Origin of the sequence: Myxococcus sp. AM011, from assembly GCF_013372595.1 — a bacterium.
GTDB classification, from domain to species: domain Bacteria; phylum Myxococcota; class Myxococcia; order Myxococcales; family Myxococcaceae; genus Myxococcus; species Myxococcus eversor.
This window is the reverse complement of the sequence record NZ_JABXEM010000076.1, coordinates 21,531-39,709: the sequence shown is the minus strand read 5'-3', so window position 1 is coordinate 39,709 and position 18,179 is coordinate 21,531. Positions and strand designations below refer to the sequence as shown.

Sequence of the window (18,179 nt, the reverse complement as noted above, 5' to 3'; positions counted from 1 at the left end):
GGGCTGGGCGCTGGGCGTCAGTCCGCCGGAGCTGGCGCGGCTGGTGGCCTCCGTGGGGCTGTCCGAGGACGTGGAGGCGCTGCGCGAGCGCTTCCGCCGCGAGGCGCTGGCCACCTCGCACCTGACGCACCGGTTGGATCTGCTGGGCCGTGAGAAGTACCTCGTGGACCTGGGCATCCAGCGCAAGTTCAACGAGTCGCTCCGCAAGGACCTGGAGCGGCTGATGCGGGACGAGCTGCCCGGCGCCACGGACCTGCACGGACTCTGCGACTCCGTGGGCCGCAAGTACGGCTCGCCCGCGGAGCTCATCTTCCGCGCCATCGAGCGCCTGGGGCTCGCGGAGGGGCTGCGCAAGCAGCTCTACCCCGGCGCTCCCCCCTCAACTCCCTGAAGAGGCACCGCGACCATGCCCATCTACGAGTACGCCTGTCAGAGCTGTGGAAAAGTCATCGACGTGCTGCAGAAGTTCTCCGACCCGCCGCCCGCCGTGTGCGCCACGTGCGGCGCCGAGGGTCCGCTGACCAAGATGCTCAGCCGCTCCAGCTTCGTCCTCAAGGGCGGTGGCTGGTACTCGGACCTGTACAGCTCCACGAAGAAGGACGGCTCCTCGTCCTCCTCCTCGAGCACCTCGGGTTCCAGCGGCTCCTCGTCTTCATCGAGCTCCTCGAGCAGCGGCACGTCGTCGACGCCCGCCGCCGCGGCGCCGAGCAGCGCCCCCGCGCCGGCCGCGGCCTCGAGCGACAAGAAGTAGTCGGACGCGGAGGGGCGGAAAATTCGCGCGGGGTCCGGGAGCGACGCACACTCGCTCCCCGTGCCCTTCCCCCCCTCCAAGCGTCCTCCCCGCCAATGCGCTCTGTGCGGTCACCCGGAGCTCACGGATACGCGAGGGCTCGGCCGCTTCCTGTTGGTGCCGGACCCGCATGGCCGGGGGCCCGTGTGTCCGCCACAGCGAGGCTGCCGTGGCGGCAAGCGGGAAGCCTCCGCCGCGACGACGCTGACGCAGGCATCACGCTGAGCTAAGCAAGGCACTTCCCGCGCGCCCTGTCGCGGAAGGTGCCCCGATGCTCGCCCGACACCCCTTCTCCTCGCTGTCCCTCCTCGTGCTGGCCGCGGTCGCGGTCGGCTGTGGCAACTACACCCGCATGGCGCCGGACGCCCGCGCGTCGCTCCAACGCACGCTCACCGGCCCGGAGGCGGAGCAGTACCTGCGCGTCTCCGGCAACGTCACCCCCTTCTTCGGGGACGGCTCCAAGCGGCTGCTCACGCCCTATGCGCCGGACGACGTGCGCCTCCTGGATGACAGCAAGGGCAAGCCCATCAACCCCGGCGCCGTGGAGCGCACCCTGCCCGTGGGCACGAAGCTGCGCATCACCAAGGTGGAGTTCCCCACCGCGTGGGTGGTGGCCGAGCGCGTCCTCTACACGCCGCGCACCTGGCCGTGGATCTACCTGGCCGAGGATGGCAAGCCGGACGCGCCGCCCCTCGTGCTGGTGCTGCCGCCCAACCTGGAGCAGCCCAACGACTTCCGCGCGGAGGTGGAGAAGTACCTCACGCCCCAGAATCCCAAGGCCCAGTTGGAGGCCCTGGCGCCGCCCGTGCGCGACGCCGTGAAGGAGAAGCGTCTGGTGGCCAACATGTCCGCGGACGCCGTGCGCATGGCCTGGGGGCCGCCGGAGCTGGTGCGGCGCACGCTGGAGGGCACCGCGAAGAACGAGGAGTGGACCTATCCGGGAGGCCGTCGCAAGGCCTTCATCTCGGATGGCCGCCTGGCTCGCGCCGAGGAGGCGGGCGCCTCCGTCCTGCCGTAGCGCCCGCTTTGAACGACTACCGGCGACCGCCGCCGCCACCACCGCGGCGGCGCTTGCCACCACCACCGCCACCACCCCCGCCGCCCTGCTTGCGAGCCGCCTGGGCCTCGCCGGGGCGCGTGAGGCGGGGCAGCTCACCGGCCATCACCGGCCAGAACTCGCCCTTGAGCAGCTCGGCCACCAACTGGGCCTGCGTCGTCACGGGGTTCTTGAAGAACGTGGCGCCCCGACCCATCTCGTCCAGGGAGCCGCGCACGTCGCTGCCACCGGTGCAGGGCAGCTTGAGCGCCTCGGCGGCCTCCACGGCCAGGTCATTGGCGGTCTGCTTCACCCGGGCGTTGTAGCCCTCCACGGCGCTCAGCACGGTGAGCGAGCGCACGAAGTCCATGGCCGGGTTGGGCGAATCCCTGTCGAAGGGCCGCGCCGCGATGATGGCGGCGCCCATCCCCTTCACCTTGGGCAGACACTCCGCCGCGCTCCAGGGCTTCTCGCGGTTGCTGCCCCACATCTGCACGGGCTCCGGGGCCAGCTCCGGCTTCGGGAAGAAGCACAGGTATTGGCCGCGGTCCGTCACCAGCTCCAGCCCGACGAACACCTTCACCTTCGACTTGGCGCCAATCTCGAACAGCTCGTCACAGCCGTCCTGGGTATTGGTCTCCGTGAAGGCCACCCCGTCCAGGCCGAACAGCGCGGCCCTTTCCAACACGGCGCGAGGGTCCAACTCGCACCCCTTGGACAGGTGGGAATGGGCGTGCAGGTCGATGAGCATGGGCGCCGCTCCCTAACAGGCTCCCCAGGGCCTGTCGAGCCCGCGCTGCCCCCCTGCGTCCCTCAGGCGAAGGCGTAGGACTGGAAGGTCCCCTGCTTGGCCTGCGTGTTCTTCTCCTCGTAGGTGCGGATGAGGTACCCCATCAGCATCAGCGAGGACGTGTTCTCCAGCACCCGGGACGGGTCCTTGGAGATGAGATTGGCGCTGTAGTTCAGGAAGAACTGCGCCAGCTCCTCCCCCGCCTCCTTGACGATGAGCGCGTTCAGCGCGGTGGGCTCCATCGTCCGGATGGTGTTGATGAAATCAACCGCCAGATCCTTCTTGGTCTTCACGTCCACGGGCCTGCCCCCTTCCCCAACACGCCGCCACTCGTGGCCCCTGCCTCGAGCGCCCCCAAACGGGTGCGACTTGAGCAAACTAAGCATGCGCTTTCGCGTGCAAACCCCCGTCGCGAGGCCCGCGCCGGCCTGGCCTCCAGGAAGCCGGGTTTTTGACACCTCCGAACACGCCGTGCGAGGATGGCCCCTTGTCCTGAGTCGGGACCGCACAAGGAGTGGCAGGCGATGTTCACGGGCGTGAAGGTCTTCTCCGCCACCAAGGCGAAGGAGCGCGAGGAGCTGGGTGAGAACGTCACCCGTTGGATGAAGAGCAACTCGGATCTGGAGATCGTGGATCGCGTGGTGGCCCAGTCGTCCGACAACGAATTCCACTGCTACACCCTCGTGCTCTTCTACAAGCACAAGACGGCGCAGCAGCCTCCCCCGCAGCAGCCGTAGTTCGCGGGGCCGCGGTGGGAAGGGGGCGGCTCCTCCCCTTCCCTTGACTCCGCGGGAGCACTACTCAGCGGCAGGCACGTACACGGCGACGCTGCGCGGCGGGATCACCATCTGGGTCTCCGTCCCGGCGAGCTGGAGCGTGCGGCCACTGAAGACGTCCGCGTAGGTGGCGCTGCTCGCCGCCAGGCTCCCCAGGGGCTCCACCACCAGCGGACGCTCCACGTCGCTCCGGTTGATGGCGATGATCGCGCCCTGCCCGTCCGGCAGCGAGCGCTGGAAGACGTACAAGTCCCTTTCAATCCGCAGCGTGTCCCGGGCTCCCGTCTGGAGCGCGGGATGGGCGCGGCGCGCCTGCCCCAGCTTCTGGACGACGGTGAGCAATTCCGCCTCCAGCGGGGTGAGCGTGGAGCCGAAGCGCATCAGCCGGCGGTTGTCGGGGTCTCCCGCGCCCGGCAGGCCCACCTCGTCGCCGTAATAGACGAGCGGCACGCCCGGCTGCGTCAGCACGAAGGTGAAGGCGAACTTCGCCTTCTCGAAGGCCGCCGCGTCCGTCACCGTCGCCGACGGGCGGGAGCTGCTCCAGGGGTCTCCCCCCTCCCCGTCCAACTGCTTCGCCGCCTGGGAGATGAAGCGCGCCACGTCGTGGTTGCCGATGAAGGGCGAGTTGATGGTGCCCGGCGCGTAGAAGACCTCGTTCTCCCGCACCGCCTGGTCCACGCGCTCCAGGCCCTGGCCGTCCGCGAACGCCTCGCGCACCGGCCAGTACAGGGGGAAGTCGAACTGGCCATCCAGCTCGCGCGGGCTGATGTAGCGGGCGATCTGCGAGCGGCCATCCGCGCCGACGAAGGTCTCTCCCACCAGGTAGAACTCGGTGCCCGTCATCGCGGTGATGTCGCGCAGGCGACCACGCAGGGTGCGGCCCGCCACCTGGTCCATGTGCTTCACGGCGTCCATGCGGAAGCCGTCGAAGTCCGCCGCCTCCAGCCACCACAGCGTGTCGTCGATGAACCGGTCCACCATGTTCGACGAGCGCCAGTTGAAGTCCGGCAGGTAGTCGGTGAACTTGCAGGTCAGCCGCTTCTCCTCCCAGTCACAGTCCTGGGTGCCGCACACGCAACTGGCGGAGGTGTTGAACCAGTCGTCGTTGCGGTGGTTGACCCAGTACGGGTGCTCCTGGTGGACGTGGTTGAGCACCAGGTCGGCGATGACGCGGATGCCCCTGGCGTGGGCCGCGGCGGTGAGGGCGCGCAGCTCGTCGATGGACCCGAAGCGGTGCTGCGTGGTGCGCGGCGCCGAGGGCCAGTAGCCGTGGTAGCCGGCGTAGTACTTGCCGCCCGTGCCGATGAAGCGCCCCTCGGGGTTCTGGTCCACCGGGGAGATCCACAGGGTGCGCACACCGAGCGCGTCGAAGTAGCCGTCTTCAATCTTCTGGGTGATGCCGGCGAAGTCGCCGCCCTGGTAGTTGGCGATGGGGTCCACGTCCGCCACGGCGCCGTCGTTCTCCGAGCGCGCGTTGAGGAAGCGGTCCGTGAAGGCGAAGTACATCAGCCCCGACTCCCACCGGAACTTCTGGGGCTCCACCCAGAACGGCAGGTAGAGCGGCTCCGCGGCGCGGCCAGACGCGTCCATGGCCACCACCTTCACGTGGTGCTTGCCCTGGGCCAGTCCCGCCACCTGCAACCGCAGGCGCCCCGTCTTCGCGTCGAAGGCACCCTGTCTGACTTCTCCGTCCAGCGACAGCGTCACCTTGTCGGTGTCCGGCCCCACCTCGTCCGTCCCATCGACGTACGCCACGTCGACGTCCAGCGCGCCCTCGGGCGTGGCCACGAAGCGCCGCAGCTCCAACACCGGCTGCCGGCAGTCCGGCACCGTCAGGCGCGAGTACTCCTCCGTGCGCACCCAGCGGGAGTATGGATTCTGCGGATCCATCAGCTCCTGCTTGCCCACCACGAAGCGGTAGCCATAGTCGCGCGGCTCCAGGCCTTCCAGGCGCGCGGTGAACACGCCGTCACCGCGGTCCGCCATGGGCTGGGGGGTGGCGGCGAAGCCATTCCATTCGCCGGTGAGGGACACCGCGCCCTGGAGCGACTGCTGAGGCGCGTACGTCAGCGTCACCTCGCAGGTCCGGACGGGAATGGAGTCCTCGGAGTCACCGCAGGCCGCGGAGAGCAGCAACACCGGAAGCGCGAGCGAACGGACGATGCGGGAGTGCGTCATGCGGCTGCCTTTCTACGGGAGGCCCCCTCGCTTTTCCAACCCCCCCATCGACACCTTTTTGACTCACCGCGTCGCGCCAGGGGTTGCCCTCCACCGAACACTCTAGGGCGACTCGTACCTTGGGACAGGAGCCACTGACCCAACCTGCTGGGTACTCAGGGCTCCCCCAGGCGACCGAGCCCGCAGTCTCGTCCCGCACCCGCGCTCGCGATTCCCCTTCACAGGAAAACGCATGAGAACTCCCCATTCAGCGTGGCGTCTCCTCGCGGTACCGCTGTTCCTCGCAGCCAGCGTCGCGGTGGCGTCCAGCCATCGGGAGGCTCCGCTCATCAGCAACGACCCGGCGGCGGACGGGACGGACATGTACGCCTGGAAACAGGGGGGCAACCTGGTGCTGGTGGCGAACTACTCGCCCTTCGGCCTTCCCTACGGCGGCCCCAACTTCTACCTGTTCGACGACAACGTCCTCTACGAAATCAATATCGACCAGACGGGAGACGGCGCTCCGGACATCCGCTACCAGTTCCGCTTCCGCACGCAGATTCGCCAGAGCCCCCTGCCCTCGGTGGGCGTGGTGGCCGGCTATGACGCGTACAAGGACTCCTTCCTGTACGCCTTCGCGGGCGTGAAGACGGCCACGTCGCCGGAGATCCTCCGCTACCAGACGTACACGCTCACCAAGGTGGTGGGCGGCTCGAACCAGGTCATCGTCAAGGATGCGCCGGTGGCGCCCAACAACGTGGGGCGGCTGACGACGCCGGCCTATCCGCAGACGGCGACGGGCTCCACGTTGGACCCCATCACCCAGAGCGCCATCCAGACGGGCCTGGGCACCGCGGCCAAGTACAAGGTCTTCACGGGCCCCCGGGACGACCCGTTCTTCGTCAACCTCTCGAAGACGTTCGACTTCCTCAACTACGACGGCAAGCCGAACCGCGATGACCTGGCGGGGCTGAACGTGCTGTCGCTCATCATCGAGCTGCCGCTGACGGAGTTCAGCTCCCCGCACCTGGGCATCTGGACCACGTCCAGCCGGCAGAAGGTCACCACGCGCCGAGCGGATGGCGGCGTGGACACGAGCGGCGCCTGGGTGCAGGTGTCCCGGTTGGGCAATCCCCTGGTGAACGAGGTGGTCGTCCCCCTGAAGTTCAAGGACTTCTTCAACGCCTCCAAGCCGCAGAACGACCTGGCCACCCCCACCATCGTCGCCATCGTCACCAACCCGGAGCTGCCCCAGCTCCTCCAGGCCAAGGGCTTCATCCCCCTGGCCCCCCCCGGGCCGCGCACGGACCTGGCCACCATCTACACCCGCAACACCCAGGGCAAGCCCACCGGCGAGATGCTGCACATCAACACCGGCATGGACTCCTCGTACCCGAATGGTCGACTGCTCACCGACGATGTGACGGACGTGGCGCTCAAGGCCGTGGGCGGGGCCTTCTTCACGACGTTCGCGGATGGCGGGCCCGCCATCCTTCCGGACGGCGGCGGCACGTTCGCGGCGGCGGCCAGCGGGCTCAGCGATGGTGTGGCGGCCAACGACAAGGCGTTCCTCACCACCTTCCCGTATGTAGCCCCGCCCCACTCCGGCGATCCGAACCCCTGAGCCCCGCGCCATGGCCTCTCGACAATTGCTCGCCCTCGGCGTCGCGGTGGTGGCGATCTCCGTGGGCGGGCTCACACGGTGGTGGCTGGCTCCCGCGCGCCCGGACTCGTCGGGCCCGCGGGCTCGGGAATCCACGCGGGAGCGACTGGCCCGGATGCAGCGAGAGGCCCCGCCGGACGACGCTCCGGCGCAGGCACGCCTCGCCACGGAGTGGATGCGAGAGGGGCTGCGCTCGGCGGATCCCCGGCACCTGATGCACGCGCGCGTCGCGGCCCGGCGCGCGTTGCTCGTGGACCCCGAGCGCGTGGATGCGCTCAAGGTGGAGCTGCTGCTGCTCCACCATGACCACCAGTTCAAGGACCTCCGCGACGCCGCGCTGCGGTTGACGGAGCAGTACCCGCACGACGCCTTCTTCCAGGGACTGCTCGGAGACGCCGAACTGGAGCTGGGGCGCTACGACGAGGGCGAGGCGGCCTATGCGCGGATGATGGACCTGAAGCCCTCGCATGCCACGTACACCCGCGTGGGATATCTGCGTCTCTTGCGAGGGGACGTGGACGGGGCCATCTCCGTGCTCAAGCTCGCGGCGACGTCGGCGGACCCTCGCGATGGAGACACGGTGGCCCGGGCGCTGTGTGAGCTGGGTGATGCGTACCTCGCGAAGGGCGAACCGGACACGGCCTTCGAGTACTTCACCGTCGCGCTCACCCATGCACCGGAATTGGATCGGGCCCACGCGGGACGCGGCCATGTCCTGCGCGCCCGAGGCCAGGCCGACGCGGCCGTCGAGGCCTACCGGGCGGCGATGACGGCGCGGCCTCAGGCGGGGCACCGGGCCTTCCTGGCGGATGCGCTCTCGGCGGCGGGACGCGAGCGGGAGGCCCAGGCGGAATACGTCCTGGCGCTCCAGGACACGGCCCAGGATGGCCGCGAACAGGCGCGACTGCTGCTGGACCTGGGACGGGATGTGGCCCAGGCGGAGGAACTCGCCCGGCGTGAGCTGACGCGCAGGCGGGATGTCTTCACGCAAGCGGTGCTGGCCTATGCGCTCGTCAGCGCGGGCAAGGTGGAAGAGGCCCGGCCCCTGATGCAAGCCGCGCTGAGCCTGGGGACACGCCACGCGAGGTTGGAGTACGTCGCGGGGCTCGTCGCCTCGGCGAGTGGCGAGCGGGACGGTGCCCGGCTTCACCTGGACGCGGCGCTGCGGGGCTTCCCTCCGCTTCCACCGAGACAGGCGGAGCGCGCCCGGGAGCTGCTCGGGGCGATGGCACCTCCCTCGGGAACCGTCAGCGCCCAGGGCCAGCGCATGGAGTGAGCCGCGGCGACCGCGCGTCCAGGCCTCCGAGCCGGTGCGCTCCCTACGGCTGCGTGGGTGTGCTCCGCATGGACTCGTACTCCTCCAGGGCCCTGATCACCGCGCTCGCATGCGGATGGGACGACGGGGCCAGGTCGAGGAAGAGGCGGTAGTGCTTCGCGCCCTCCTCCTTGCGCCCGAGCTTGGCCGCCACCGAGCCCAGGAACAGGTGGCACTCGAGGTTCTCCGGCTCCATCGCGACGCACTCGCGCGCTCGCGTCCTCGCGGCGTCGTACTGCTTCGCCTTGAACAGGTTCTTCGCCTGCAGGAGCGCCACGTCCCCCCGGCTCGCGTCGGGCGGTTCGTCCGGCGCCACCACCGGGTCCGGCTGTCGAGGCGGTGGCTTGCCGGTCGTCACCTTGGAGGGAACCGTCGTCGGCCCCGTGCCCGCGGGGCGAGTCCCCGCATCGGTGGGCTCCAGGATGGTCTCCTCGGAGCCCTGCGCGGTCGCGGCCTCTTCGCGCTCCCTCTTGTCTCGCTCCTCCCGCTCCCGCGCCGTTTCGATGCGGATCTCCACCGCGCCCTGATTGTCGGACGGGTCGTCGTCGATGAACCCGCAGTAGAGCCCATGAATGCCGCTGATCTTCATGTCCTCGCCCCGAGTCAGCAGGAAGCGCTGCGCCCGGGCGGGAGGTGTGCCCGGACCATCCCGCTCCACGGACACCTGCTGCACGCACGCCACCGTCACCACCGGGCCCTGGGCCCTTCCTCGGGTGAAGGCTCCCCCCTCCACCTGCTCCAGCGTCAGCGTGTAGACCTCCATCGGGTTCAACCCATCGACGAAGAGACTCCGGCTCAAGTCCGTGGTCATCCACTCCAGGTGGATGGTGTGACGGCGCTCTTCATTCGTCCGGGTGTTCAGCACCGTGACGATGCGCTCGGGCAGATCGTCCTGCGGCGTGGGCGCGCCCACCGTGAAGAACATCACCGCCGAGGCGCCTCGGAACGGCTCTGGCCTGCGCGTCACCAGTCCCACCGCCGCGTCCGCCGCGACGTCCTTCCCCGACAGCAGGAAGAAGATGCTCGGCATGGGCTTGCCGCGATCCGCCGGAGACAGGAGGCCCGACTCGGAGATGCGGTACGTCACCTGTGGATCCAACGCCCCGAGCGCAGCGCGCCCGGAGGACACCCCGAAGACGTGCTTCCGAGCCTCCAGCCGGAACGACGCGAGCGGCAGATGCACTGAATCCATGCCCCCGGAGGGCTTGCTCGAAGCCGGCTCCTGCACGGGCTGGGCTGGGGCCCCGTTCGGCGCGCGGTGGTCGTCGGCGACCTTGATCTGCTGCGTGGGAAGCGGCGGCCTGACAGGCCCGGTGGCCTTCGGCTCGGGAGGCATCCAGTCCGCCTTGAGCTTGTCGAAGGACGACCAGAACAGGCCCGCGAGCATCAGCAGTCCCACCGTCACCACGACGTGGTGCGTGGAGATGCGGAAGCTGTTCTCGAAGAAGCCTCCCCGATCCGGAGAGTTGCCGTCCTCCTCCTCGTCCGCGTCCAGCGCCGCGCCTTCTCCTCCGTCCGGCAGGTCCCCCGGCTCGCTCTCCAGCGTCGTCGGCTCCGTGCGCAGCTCCGGGGTGGACAGCTCCGTGGGCTTGGGCAGCAGGCTCGTGGTGGCGCGCCAGACGGACAGCTCCTCCACGAACGACGGCGGCACCTTGGTGTCCTTGCCCAGCTCCGTCAGGTCGGGACGGAACAGCTCCCGCAGGAGATAGGCCGCGGACATCGCGGAGAAGCGCGGCGCCGCCTTGAAGAGGAATCCCGCCAGCGCATCGCCGAAGGCATGGGCGGACTCGAAGCGGTCCTCCTTCCGCACCGCGAGCGCCTTCTGGAGGATGGCTTCCAGCCGCACCGGCAGGTCCGGTTTGATGTCGCGAGGACGCGGCAAGGGCTGGCGCGTGTGCAGCTTGTGCATCACCACGTACTCCGGCCCCTCCAACGGGAGCCGGCCGCACACCATCTCGAACAGCACCACCGCCGTGGCCCAGACATCCGTGCGCGCGTCCACCTCTTCGCCTCGCGCCTGCTCCGGCGAGAAGAACAGGTACTTGCCCTTCACCACGCCCGGCGCGGTGTCGAAGCTGCGCAGCGAGCGCGCCTTGGCGATGCCGAAGTCGACGATCTTGACCTGGCCCTCGTAGCTGACGAGGACGTTGTCCGGAGAGATGTCGCGGTGGACGATGTGCAGGGGCTCGCCCTTGTCGTCCGTGCGCGTGTGCGCGTAGTGCAGGCCCCGGCACATCTCCAGCGCGATGTACGTGGCGATGGGCACCGGCAGGCTGGCGAAGTTGGAGCGCAGCGCCCGCTTCATGATGCGATTGAGCGGCTGGCCGTCCACGTACTCCATGGCCAGGAAGTAATCGCCGTCCATCTGCCCGAAGTCGAAGACCTGGGCGATGGCCCCATGGGACAGCGAGGCGGAGATGCGCGCCTCGCTGATGAACATGGCGACGAACGCCTCGTCGTTGGCGAACTCCGGCAACACCTTCTTGATGAGGACTGGCTTGGTGACGCCCGCGGCCCCCAGCAACTGGGCCCGCCACGTCTCCGCCATCCCCCCCCGGCCGATTCGGGATTGGAGCTCGTACCGGCCAAACCGTGCGTGCTGCTCATTCGCCATTGAGGCGTAGGGTATCGCGGGGGATTCCGATCAAAAAGGGGGCTCCGTGAATGCGGGACTCAATGTCAGCCAATCGGCCGATGAGCGGCGGCCCCGGGCGGTGTCTATTGCCGGCTCTTGAGGAACGTCGTCACCGTGGCGGCCTGGGGATGGCTGGGGTAGCGCTGGACGAAGGTGCGATACCGATCCAGGGCGCCATCCATCCGGCCCAGTCTCTGCTGCATGGCCCCGGAGAGGAGCAGACAGTCGGGCTGCTCCGGAACGTTGGAGAGACAGTCCTCGGCCAGGAGGAACGCGTCGTGGTGCTGTCCAGACCGGGCCAGTCGCTGCGCCTGGGTGGCCAGGCGCGTGGCCTCCTGCACGCGGAAGTTCCCCTGGCCGCCCTGACTCCTCGCGTGCCTGGGCTCCCAGGCGGTGATGCTCACCTCGGCCTCACCCTCGTTGTCGAAGGCGGCATCGTCGATGAAGCCGCAGCGCAGGCCCTGGATGCCCCGGACCTTCACGTCGCGCCCCTGAGTCAGGAGGAACTGCAAGGGATTCCCGGCGGTGGCGGCGCGCGAAACCGGGCCCTTTGTCGTGGACCGGGGATCCCACTCGAGGCAGGCCACCTGGCTCGTGGGCCCCTCGCCTGGGCCGCGCAGGAAGACGCCCTTCCCCACCGGATTGAATGACAAACCATAGGTCTGCCGCGGGTCCAGGCCCCGGATGAGCAATCCCGTGCGACCGGAGATGCGCATGGGCTCGGGATGGAAGGTGAAGCGACGATCCGTGTTCGACTTGAGTTCCCTGAGGTAGACGGTGTGAGACGCGAGGTCGTCCTTGGTCGGCTCTCCCAGGGTGAACAGCATGATGGACCGCGGGCCCCTGATGGAGACGGGACGAGGGGAGACGGTGCCCATGCGCGACTCGGGGGGCACGGAGTCACCGGAGCTCAGGAAGAAGACCGGAAGCTCCCTGCTCGGTGAAGGCTCCAGGATGGCGGACGACTGGGGCACCCCCTCCATGGGGTTCGTTCCCCAGAGGCGGTAGGTGGCCAGCGGATCCAGCGGCGAGAAGGCAACCAGGTCCGCGTGTACGCGCAGCACATGGAGCCGGGAGTCCAGTCGGAACGTGGTCATCGCGGGATATGCCGGAATGGGCTCGGCCTCGCTGGCGCCCTCGGGACCGGCCCCTGGAGCGGACCTCTCCCCCGCGACGGCCACCTCCGGGGCAGCGCCCTTCAGTGTCGAGTCCCCGGGGGGGGCCACGACACCCGGCTCCGGGTACCGCGCGAGCCGCGAAGCGCCGTCATCAGGAGGGGGCTGAAGCGCCGCATCCTCGGTCGAGGGCCCGTCGTGAAGGACGCCCACGAGCACGAGCAGCCCACCGCCCAGGATCAGCGCCAGTCGAGCCCACGCGGGGGATTTCCGGGGGCTCGCGACGGCGGGCATGCGCATGGTGGGGGCCAGGAGCGCATCTCGCTTCGGGAGGGACACCTTGGATGAGGCGGGCGCGGGGCCCGGAGTCCGTCGCCGCTCGGGAGGGGGAACAGGCGCAGCGGGCTCCACTCCCCGCCAGGCACTCAGCTCCTCGACGAAGGTGGGAGGCACGGTGAGTTCGCGGCCTTCCTGGAGCAGGTCCGGGTTGAACAGCTCACGGACGAGATACGCCAGGTTCATGGGCGAGAACCGGGGCGCGAAGGGATAGAGGAACGCGGCCAGCGCGTCGCCAAAGGCATTCGCCGACTCGTAGCGAAGCGAGGCATCCACGGACAGCGCCCGCATCACGAGTTCATTCAGCGCGGACGGCAGCTCCGCGCGCACCTCACGAGGTGAAGGAAACTCCCCGTGGGCCATCCGCGACATCACCGCCGCCTGCGTCCCGATGACGGGGAGCTGGCCACACAGCATCTCGTACAGCACCAGCCCCGTGGCCCAGACATCCGTGCGGGCGTCCACCGCGCGGCCCCTCGCCTGCTCCGGAGAGAAGTACAGGAACTTCCCTCGCACCACGCCCGGCTCGGTGTCGAAGTTGCGCAGCATGCGCGCCTTGGCGATGCCGAAGTCGACGATCTTGACCTGGCCCTCGTAGCTGATGAGCACGTTGTCCGGAGAGATGTCGCGGTGGACGATGTGCAGGGGCTCGCCCTTCTCGTCCGTCCGCGAGTGCGCGTAGTGCAGTCCCCGGCACATCTCCAGGGCGATGTAGACCGCCAGCGGAATGGGCATCTGCTTGAGCCCGGTCCTCGCCGCGCGCTTCAGGATGCGGTGGAGCGGCTGCCCATCCACCAACTCCATGGCCAGGAAGTACTGACCCTCCATCCGTCCGAAGTCGAAGACCTGGGCGATGTTGCCATGCGACAGCGTGGCGGAGATGCGCGCCTCGCTGATGAACATCTCGATGAAGTCCTCGTCGTGGGCGTGCTGCGGGAGGACCTTCTTGATGAGGACCGGTTTGGTGATTCCCGCGGCGCCGACCAGCCTGGCGCGCCACGTCTCCGCCATTCCACCCCGGCCCAGCTGGGTGAGGAGCTCGTAGCGACCAAGGTTCTCATGTGGATCAGGGGGCATGGGGGCAACCCGTGACGGGCGCTCGGCGCGTGTCGTCGTCGTGCCGTCATTTCGGCCCTGATCCGCCCCCGATTTCCATCAGGAGGTGCCCTGCGTTGTTCGGTTGTGAGTGTTCTGGAGGGCACTCACGAAAGGGCGGCCCCTCAGGGCGTGGCGTCCGTGTTGCGAGGCTTCCTGGGGGGAGGCCGCTTGGGCGGAGCCTCCGCGTCGATGCGCACGAGGAGCGAGCCCGAGTTGCCATCGGCGCCGTCGTCGACGAAGCCACACATCAGTCCCAGGACGCCCCGCACGCGGCGCTCCTCTCCTTGTCGGAGCAGGAACTGGAGGATCAGTGCGTCCGGGTCCCTGGGACTCGTCCGCGGGAAGGGATTCTCCTCGGGAGGCGGCAGCCACTGCGCGCAGGCCACCGTGGTGGCGGACCCCGCCTCGCGCCCATGAAGGAACGCGCCCTGGGCGGTCGCCTCCAGATTGAGCGTGTAGGTCGACATCGGGTCGAGCCCCTTGAGGACGAGCGCGCGCTTCAACAACAGTCCCTCCGCGTCCGGGTGGAAGACGAGTGACTGAGGATCAGCGCCGTCGGCCCCGGTCATGCGGAGGGAGCGCTCGGACATCGCCTCGGTGCTGCCGGGGCCGAGCCGGAAGATCGCCAGCTCGCGGACACCCTCGAAGGTCCTGGGGTCGCCGGAGAGCATTCCCAGTCGGGCCTGCTCGGGCAGGCGCGAGGCCTCGCCGGACAGGAGATAGAAGACCGTGGGAGTCCCGCTCGAGGAGGGGCTGAGGACGGCGGGCTCTCCCAGCTTGACGGCACTCAGGTCGGAGAGGACGTAGGTGTTCTGGGGATTGAGCGGCCCGAAGGACCTGTGGCTTCGCGGAACGATGATGACGTCGCGGTCGGCCTCGAGCAGGAACTCCTTCACCGGATACTGGATGACGATGGGAGGACGCAGCGCACCGGGCTCCGAGCGGCCCCGCACGTCCGAGCCGGGCGAGCCCGTGGACGACGTGGACGGGCTCCTCGCCAGGATGGCGCCCCAGCAGAGGCCCGCGAGGACCACTCCACCACCGGCGAGGGCCGCGATGCGCTTCCAGCGCCGGGGTTGGGGAATGCTCTCGAGTTGCAGCTCCGTGGCGCCATCGAGGTGGAGCTGGGTGGGCCGCTCCGACAAGGGAATCATGACCTCCGATTGTCTGCGCTTGCGCCCCGGGTCCTGGGGCGAGGCAGGCGCGGTGTCCCGGGCGGACGGAAGCTCCTCGGTTTGAACGGGAGGCGTCTTCGGGGGTGGGCGGGACTTCGCGGCATGGGCGCGCCAGGCCGCCAGGTCGTCGTGGAAGGTGCGAGGCACGGACAGCGAGCGGCCCGCTTCGGTGAGGTCCTCCTGGAACAGCACCCGGACCAGGTGCGCCAGGTCCATGGTCGAGAACGGCGGAGACACCGAGTACAGGAAGCCGGCCAGTGCATCCGCGAAGGCATTCGCTGACTCGTAGCGGCTCCCCAGGTCCACCGACAGCGCCTTCATGATCAGCTCATCGAGCGCGACGGGAAGGTCTGCTCGCACCTGTCGCGGCGAGGGGAACTCGCCATAGGCCATGCGCAGCATCACCGCGGCCTGCGTGCCGGTGATGGGGGGCTGTCCGCAGAGCAGCTCGTACAGCAACAGGCCCGTGGACCAGACGTCGGAGCGGGCGTCCACCTCGTGGCCCTTGGCCTGCTCGGGAGAGAAGTACAGGTACTTCCCTCTCACGATGCCCGGCTCGGTCTTGAAGGTCTGCGACATGCGCGCCTTGGCGATGCCGAAGTCGACGATCTTGACCTGACCCTCGTAGCTGATGAGGACGTTGTCCGGCGCGATGTCCCGGTGGACGATGTTCAGGGCCGTGCCCTTGTCGTCCGTGCGCGTGTGCGCGTAGTGCAGCCCCCGGCACAGCTCCAGGGCGATGTACGTGGCCAGGGGGACGGGCAACTGCGACAGGCCCAGCTTCGCCGCGCGCTTCTGCACGCGGTAGAGGGGTTGGCCATCCACCAACTCCATCGCGAGGAAGTACTGGCCGTCCACGCGGCCGAACTCGAAGACCTGGGCGATGTTGCCGTGGGACAGCGTGGAGGAGATGCGGGCCTCGCGGACGAACATCGAGATGAAGTCCTCGTTGTTCGCGAACTCGGGGAGGACCTTCTTGATGAGGACGGGCTTGGTGACGCCCGCCGCGCCCACCAGTCGCGCGCGCCACGTCTCGGCCATGCCTCCACGCCCCAGCAGGGCCAGGAGTTCGTACCGACCGAAGCGTGCGTTGCGGTCCTGGGCCATGGCTGGGCTGTCGAGGGTCCTACCGGAGGACAGGGGAGTTCAGCTCACCGGCTCTTCTTGGTCCCCGCGTAGACCTTGACGATGTTCTCGATCTCCTCGCGGTTCGGATGGTCGGGAGGAGCCAGATCCAGGAACCGGCGATAGCTCTTGGCCGCATCGACGTTCTTGTTCAACCGCGCCTTGGCGATACCCAACATCAGGTGACAGTCCGGCGTCGTGGCGAACGTCGCGACGCACTCCTCGGCCACCTCGACTGCCTCGCGGTATTTCTTCTTCGTGATGAAGTCCTTGGCCCGGATGACCCACACACCGGACATCGACAGCGTGCCATTCTCCGACGTCATTCCGCCCTTCTTGCCGAGGAGGTCGGAGATCTTGGGCCTCCTTGATTCGGCGTTCACGTCGGGGGACTTCCCTTGTTCGGTGACATTGGCGGGAAGAGTGGTCGTCGACGGGCTCTCGACGGGTGGCGCCGCGGGTGCATCGGCCTGGGCCTGTTCGGACTGCTGCTCGTGCTTCCGCTCGTACTCCAGCCTCAGCGTCCGCGCTGTCTTGGCGAAGGGATGGCCGGGGTGCTTCTCGACGAGGCGTTGATAGCGCCGCGCGGCGACGTCGAACTTCTCGAGATGGGCCAGGCTGGCCCCGGAGATCATGAGGCAATCCGGATGGTCCGGCACGACGGCCAGGCACTTCTCCGCCAGGGCGGAGGCCTTCTCATAATCGCCCTGCTCTATCTCCGCGCGCGCCTTCTGCACATCCGCCTTGGTGGCGCCCGGGGGATTCTCGTCCGGGGTGACGGGACGAAGCGGTATCCCCGGCCCGGGCCTCGACGCGGGCAGCGGGCGCGGTCCCGCGGCGGGGATGTTGGGGGCGATGAGGTACGTGTAGGTCACAAAAGCGGCGATCCCCAGCACCGCCACGCCCCCCAGCATCGCCCCCCAGCCCAGGAGCCCTCCACTGGCTTTCGGCGTCTCCGTCGCCTCGGGTTGCGCGGCCTTGGCGGCCTCCGCCGGCGCGACGGGGACCTGATTGCGCGTCGACCGCCTGGGCGCCGGCTTCTGGTCAGGATCCAGCGCCTTGTTGGAGCGCGAGGAGACCACCCTTCCCCGATCCCTCTGCGTCAGCGCATCGGGCGGCACCCCGTTCGCACGCCACACCGTCAGCTCATTGATGAACGAGGGCGGCACGGTCAGCTCGCGTCCCTCCTCCGCCATGTCCTCCCGGAACAGGGCCCGGACCAGGTACGCCAGGTTGATCGACGAGAACCGGGGCGCGTGGGCGTAGAGGAACGTCGCCAGCGCGTCGGCGAACGCATTCGCCGATTCGAAGCGCTCATCGAGTTTGACCGCCAGCGCCTGCATGACGATGTCATCCAGTTCGACGGGCAGGTCCGGGCGCACCTCTCGGGGTGAGGGGAACTCCCCGTGCGCCATGCGCATCATCACCACCGCTTGCGTTCCGGTGACGGGGAGCTGCCCGCAGAGCAGCTCATACAGCACCAGCCCCGTGGCCCAGACATCCGTGCGGGCGTCCACCTCGCGTCCCCTCGCCTGCTCGGGCGAGAAGAACAGGTACTTGCCCTTCACCACGCCGGGCTCGGTCTTGAAGTTGCGCGCCATCTGCGCCTTCGCGATACCGAAATCGACGATCTTGACCTGGCCCTCGTAGCTGATGAGGACGTTGTCCGGAGAGATGTCCCGGTGGACGATGTCCAGGGGCGAGCCCTTGTCGTCCGTGCGGGTGTGCGCGTAGTGCAGGCCCCGGCACATCTCCAGGGCGATGTAGACCGCGAGGGGGACGGGCAGTTGCTTGAGGCCGGTCTTCGCGGCGCGCTTCAGGATGTGGTGGAGCGGCCGCCCGTCCACCAGCTCCATGGCCAGGAAGTACTCACCGCCCACCCGCCCGAAGTCGAGGACCTGGGCGATGTTGCCGTGGGACAGCGTGGCGGAGATGCGCGCCTCGTTGATGAACATCGAGATGAAGGCCTCATCCTCCACGTACGCGGGGAGGACCTTCTTGATGAGGACGGACTTGGTGATGCCGGCGTCGCCCACCCACCGGGCGCGCCAGGTCTCCGCCATTCCCCCCCGACCGAGCCATGACACCAGCTCGTATCGGCCGAACTTGTCGCCGGGCTGCAAGGCCATATCGAGCTGGAACCTACCCCAGTTTCCTGGGAGCCC

General features: G+C 68.8%; 12 protein-coding genes and 1 pseudogene. 6 read left to right on the top strand and 7 right to left on the bottom strand.

Annotated features, from left to right (window positions below):
• The 3 genes and pseudogenes from HUW62_RS17915 to HUW62_RS17905 form a co-directional block, all read left to right on the top strand.
• Window positions 1-391 (top strand): annotated as a pseudogene (locus tag HUW62_RS17915) (hypothetical protein); the annotation flags it as partial.
• Window positions 392-406: 15 nt separating this feature from the next.
• On the top strand, window positions 407-751 hold the full coding sequence (locus HUW62_RS17910; protein ID WP_163869806.1) for an FmdB family zinc ribbon protein: 345 nt from the start codon (window positions 407-409) through the stop codon (window positions 749-751).
• Between the two features lie 310 nt (window positions 752-1,061).
• Window positions 1,062-1,808, top strand: a complete 747-nt coding sequence (locus HUW62_RS17905) for a hypothetical protein (RefSeq protein ID WP_163869805.1) — start codon at window positions 1,062-1,064, stop codon at window positions 1,806-1,808.
• A gap of 16 nt (window positions 1,809-1,824) precedes the next feature.
• Here HUW62_RS17905 and HUW62_RS17900 read toward each other — a convergent pair whose 3' ends face one another.
• Together HUW62_RS17900 and HUW62_RS17895 are read right to left on the bottom strand one after the other, a co-directional pair.
• Window positions 1,825-2,577, bottom strand: coding sequence for a PHP domain-containing protein (locus tag HUW62_RS17900; RefSeq protein WP_163869804.1), 753 nt, complete (start codon window positions 2,575-2,577; stop codon window positions 1,825-1,827).
• Between the two features lie 62 nt (window positions 2,578-2,639).
• Complete coding sequence (locus tag HUW62_RS17895; RefSeq protein ID WP_046713894.1) at window positions 2,640-2,915, bottom strand: hypothetical protein; 276 nt, start codon at window positions 2,913-2,915, stop codon at window positions 2,640-2,642.
• A gap of 225 nt (window positions 2,916-3,140) precedes the next feature.
• Between HUW62_RS17895 and HUW62_RS17890 the strand changes: the two genes are divergently transcribed.
• Window positions 3,141-3,353 carry a hypothetical protein gene (locus tag HUW62_RS17890; protein ID WP_141648720.1) on the top strand — a complete coding sequence of 71 codons (213 nt, stop codon included), beginning with the start codon at window positions 3,141-3,143 and terminating at the stop codon, window positions 3,351-3,353.
• Between the two features lie 60 nt (window positions 3,354-3,413).
• On the opposite strand, the gene HUW62_RS17885 is transcribed toward HUW62_RS17890, so the two are convergent.
• Complete coding sequence (locus HUW62_RS17885) at window positions 3,414-5,570, bottom strand: alpha-amylase family glycosyl hydrolase (RefSeq protein ID WP_176435109.1); 2,157 nt, start codon at window positions 5,568-5,570, stop codon at window positions 3,414-3,416.
• Between the two features lie 232 nt (window positions 5,571-5,802).
• On the opposite strand from HUW62_RS17885, the gene HUW62_RS17880 reads away from it, so the two are divergent.
• Window positions 5,803-7,176, top strand: a complete 1,374-nt coding sequence (locus tag HUW62_RS17880; protein WP_163869802.1) for a DUF4331 domain-containing protein — start codon at window positions 5,803-5,805, stop codon at window positions 7,174-7,176.
• A gap of 10 nt (window positions 7,177-7,186) precedes the next feature.
• Window positions 7,187-8,491, top strand: a complete 1,305-nt coding sequence (locus tag HUW62_RS17875) for a tetratricopeptide repeat protein (protein WP_176435108.1) — start codon at window positions 7,187-7,189, stop codon at window positions 8,489-8,491.
• Window positions 8,492-8,534: 43 nt separating this feature from the next.
• Here HUW62_RS17875 and HUW62_RS49995 read toward each other — a convergent pair whose 3' ends face one another.
• From HUW62_RS49995 to HUW62_RS17855, 4 genes are all read right to left on the bottom strand, one after another.
• Window positions 8,535-11,144 (bottom strand): protein kinase, encoded by a 2,610-nt coding sequence (locus tag HUW62_RS49995; RefSeq protein ID WP_163869800.1) that lies wholly within the window; start codon window positions 11,142-11,144, stop codon window positions 8,535-8,537.
• A gap of 104 nt (window positions 11,145-11,248) precedes the next feature.
• Complete coding sequence (locus tag HUW62_RS49990) at window positions 11,249-13,693, bottom strand: protein kinase (protein ID WP_368670437.1); 2,445 nt, start codon at window positions 13,691-13,693, stop codon at window positions 11,249-11,251.
• A gap of 143 nt (window positions 13,694-13,836) precedes the next feature.
• Window positions 13,837-15,996, bottom strand: coding sequence for a serine/threonine-protein kinase (locus tag HUW62_RS17860; protein WP_176435107.1), 2,160 nt, complete (start codon window positions 15,994-15,996; stop codon window positions 13,837-13,839).
• A gap of 44 nt (window positions 15,997-16,040) precedes the next feature.
• Complete coding sequence (locus HUW62_RS17855) at window positions 16,041-18,143, bottom strand: serine/threonine-protein kinase (protein WP_176435106.1); 2,103 nt, start codon at window positions 18,141-18,143, stop codon at window positions 16,041-16,043.
• Window positions 18,144-18,179 lie beyond the last annotated feature (36 nt).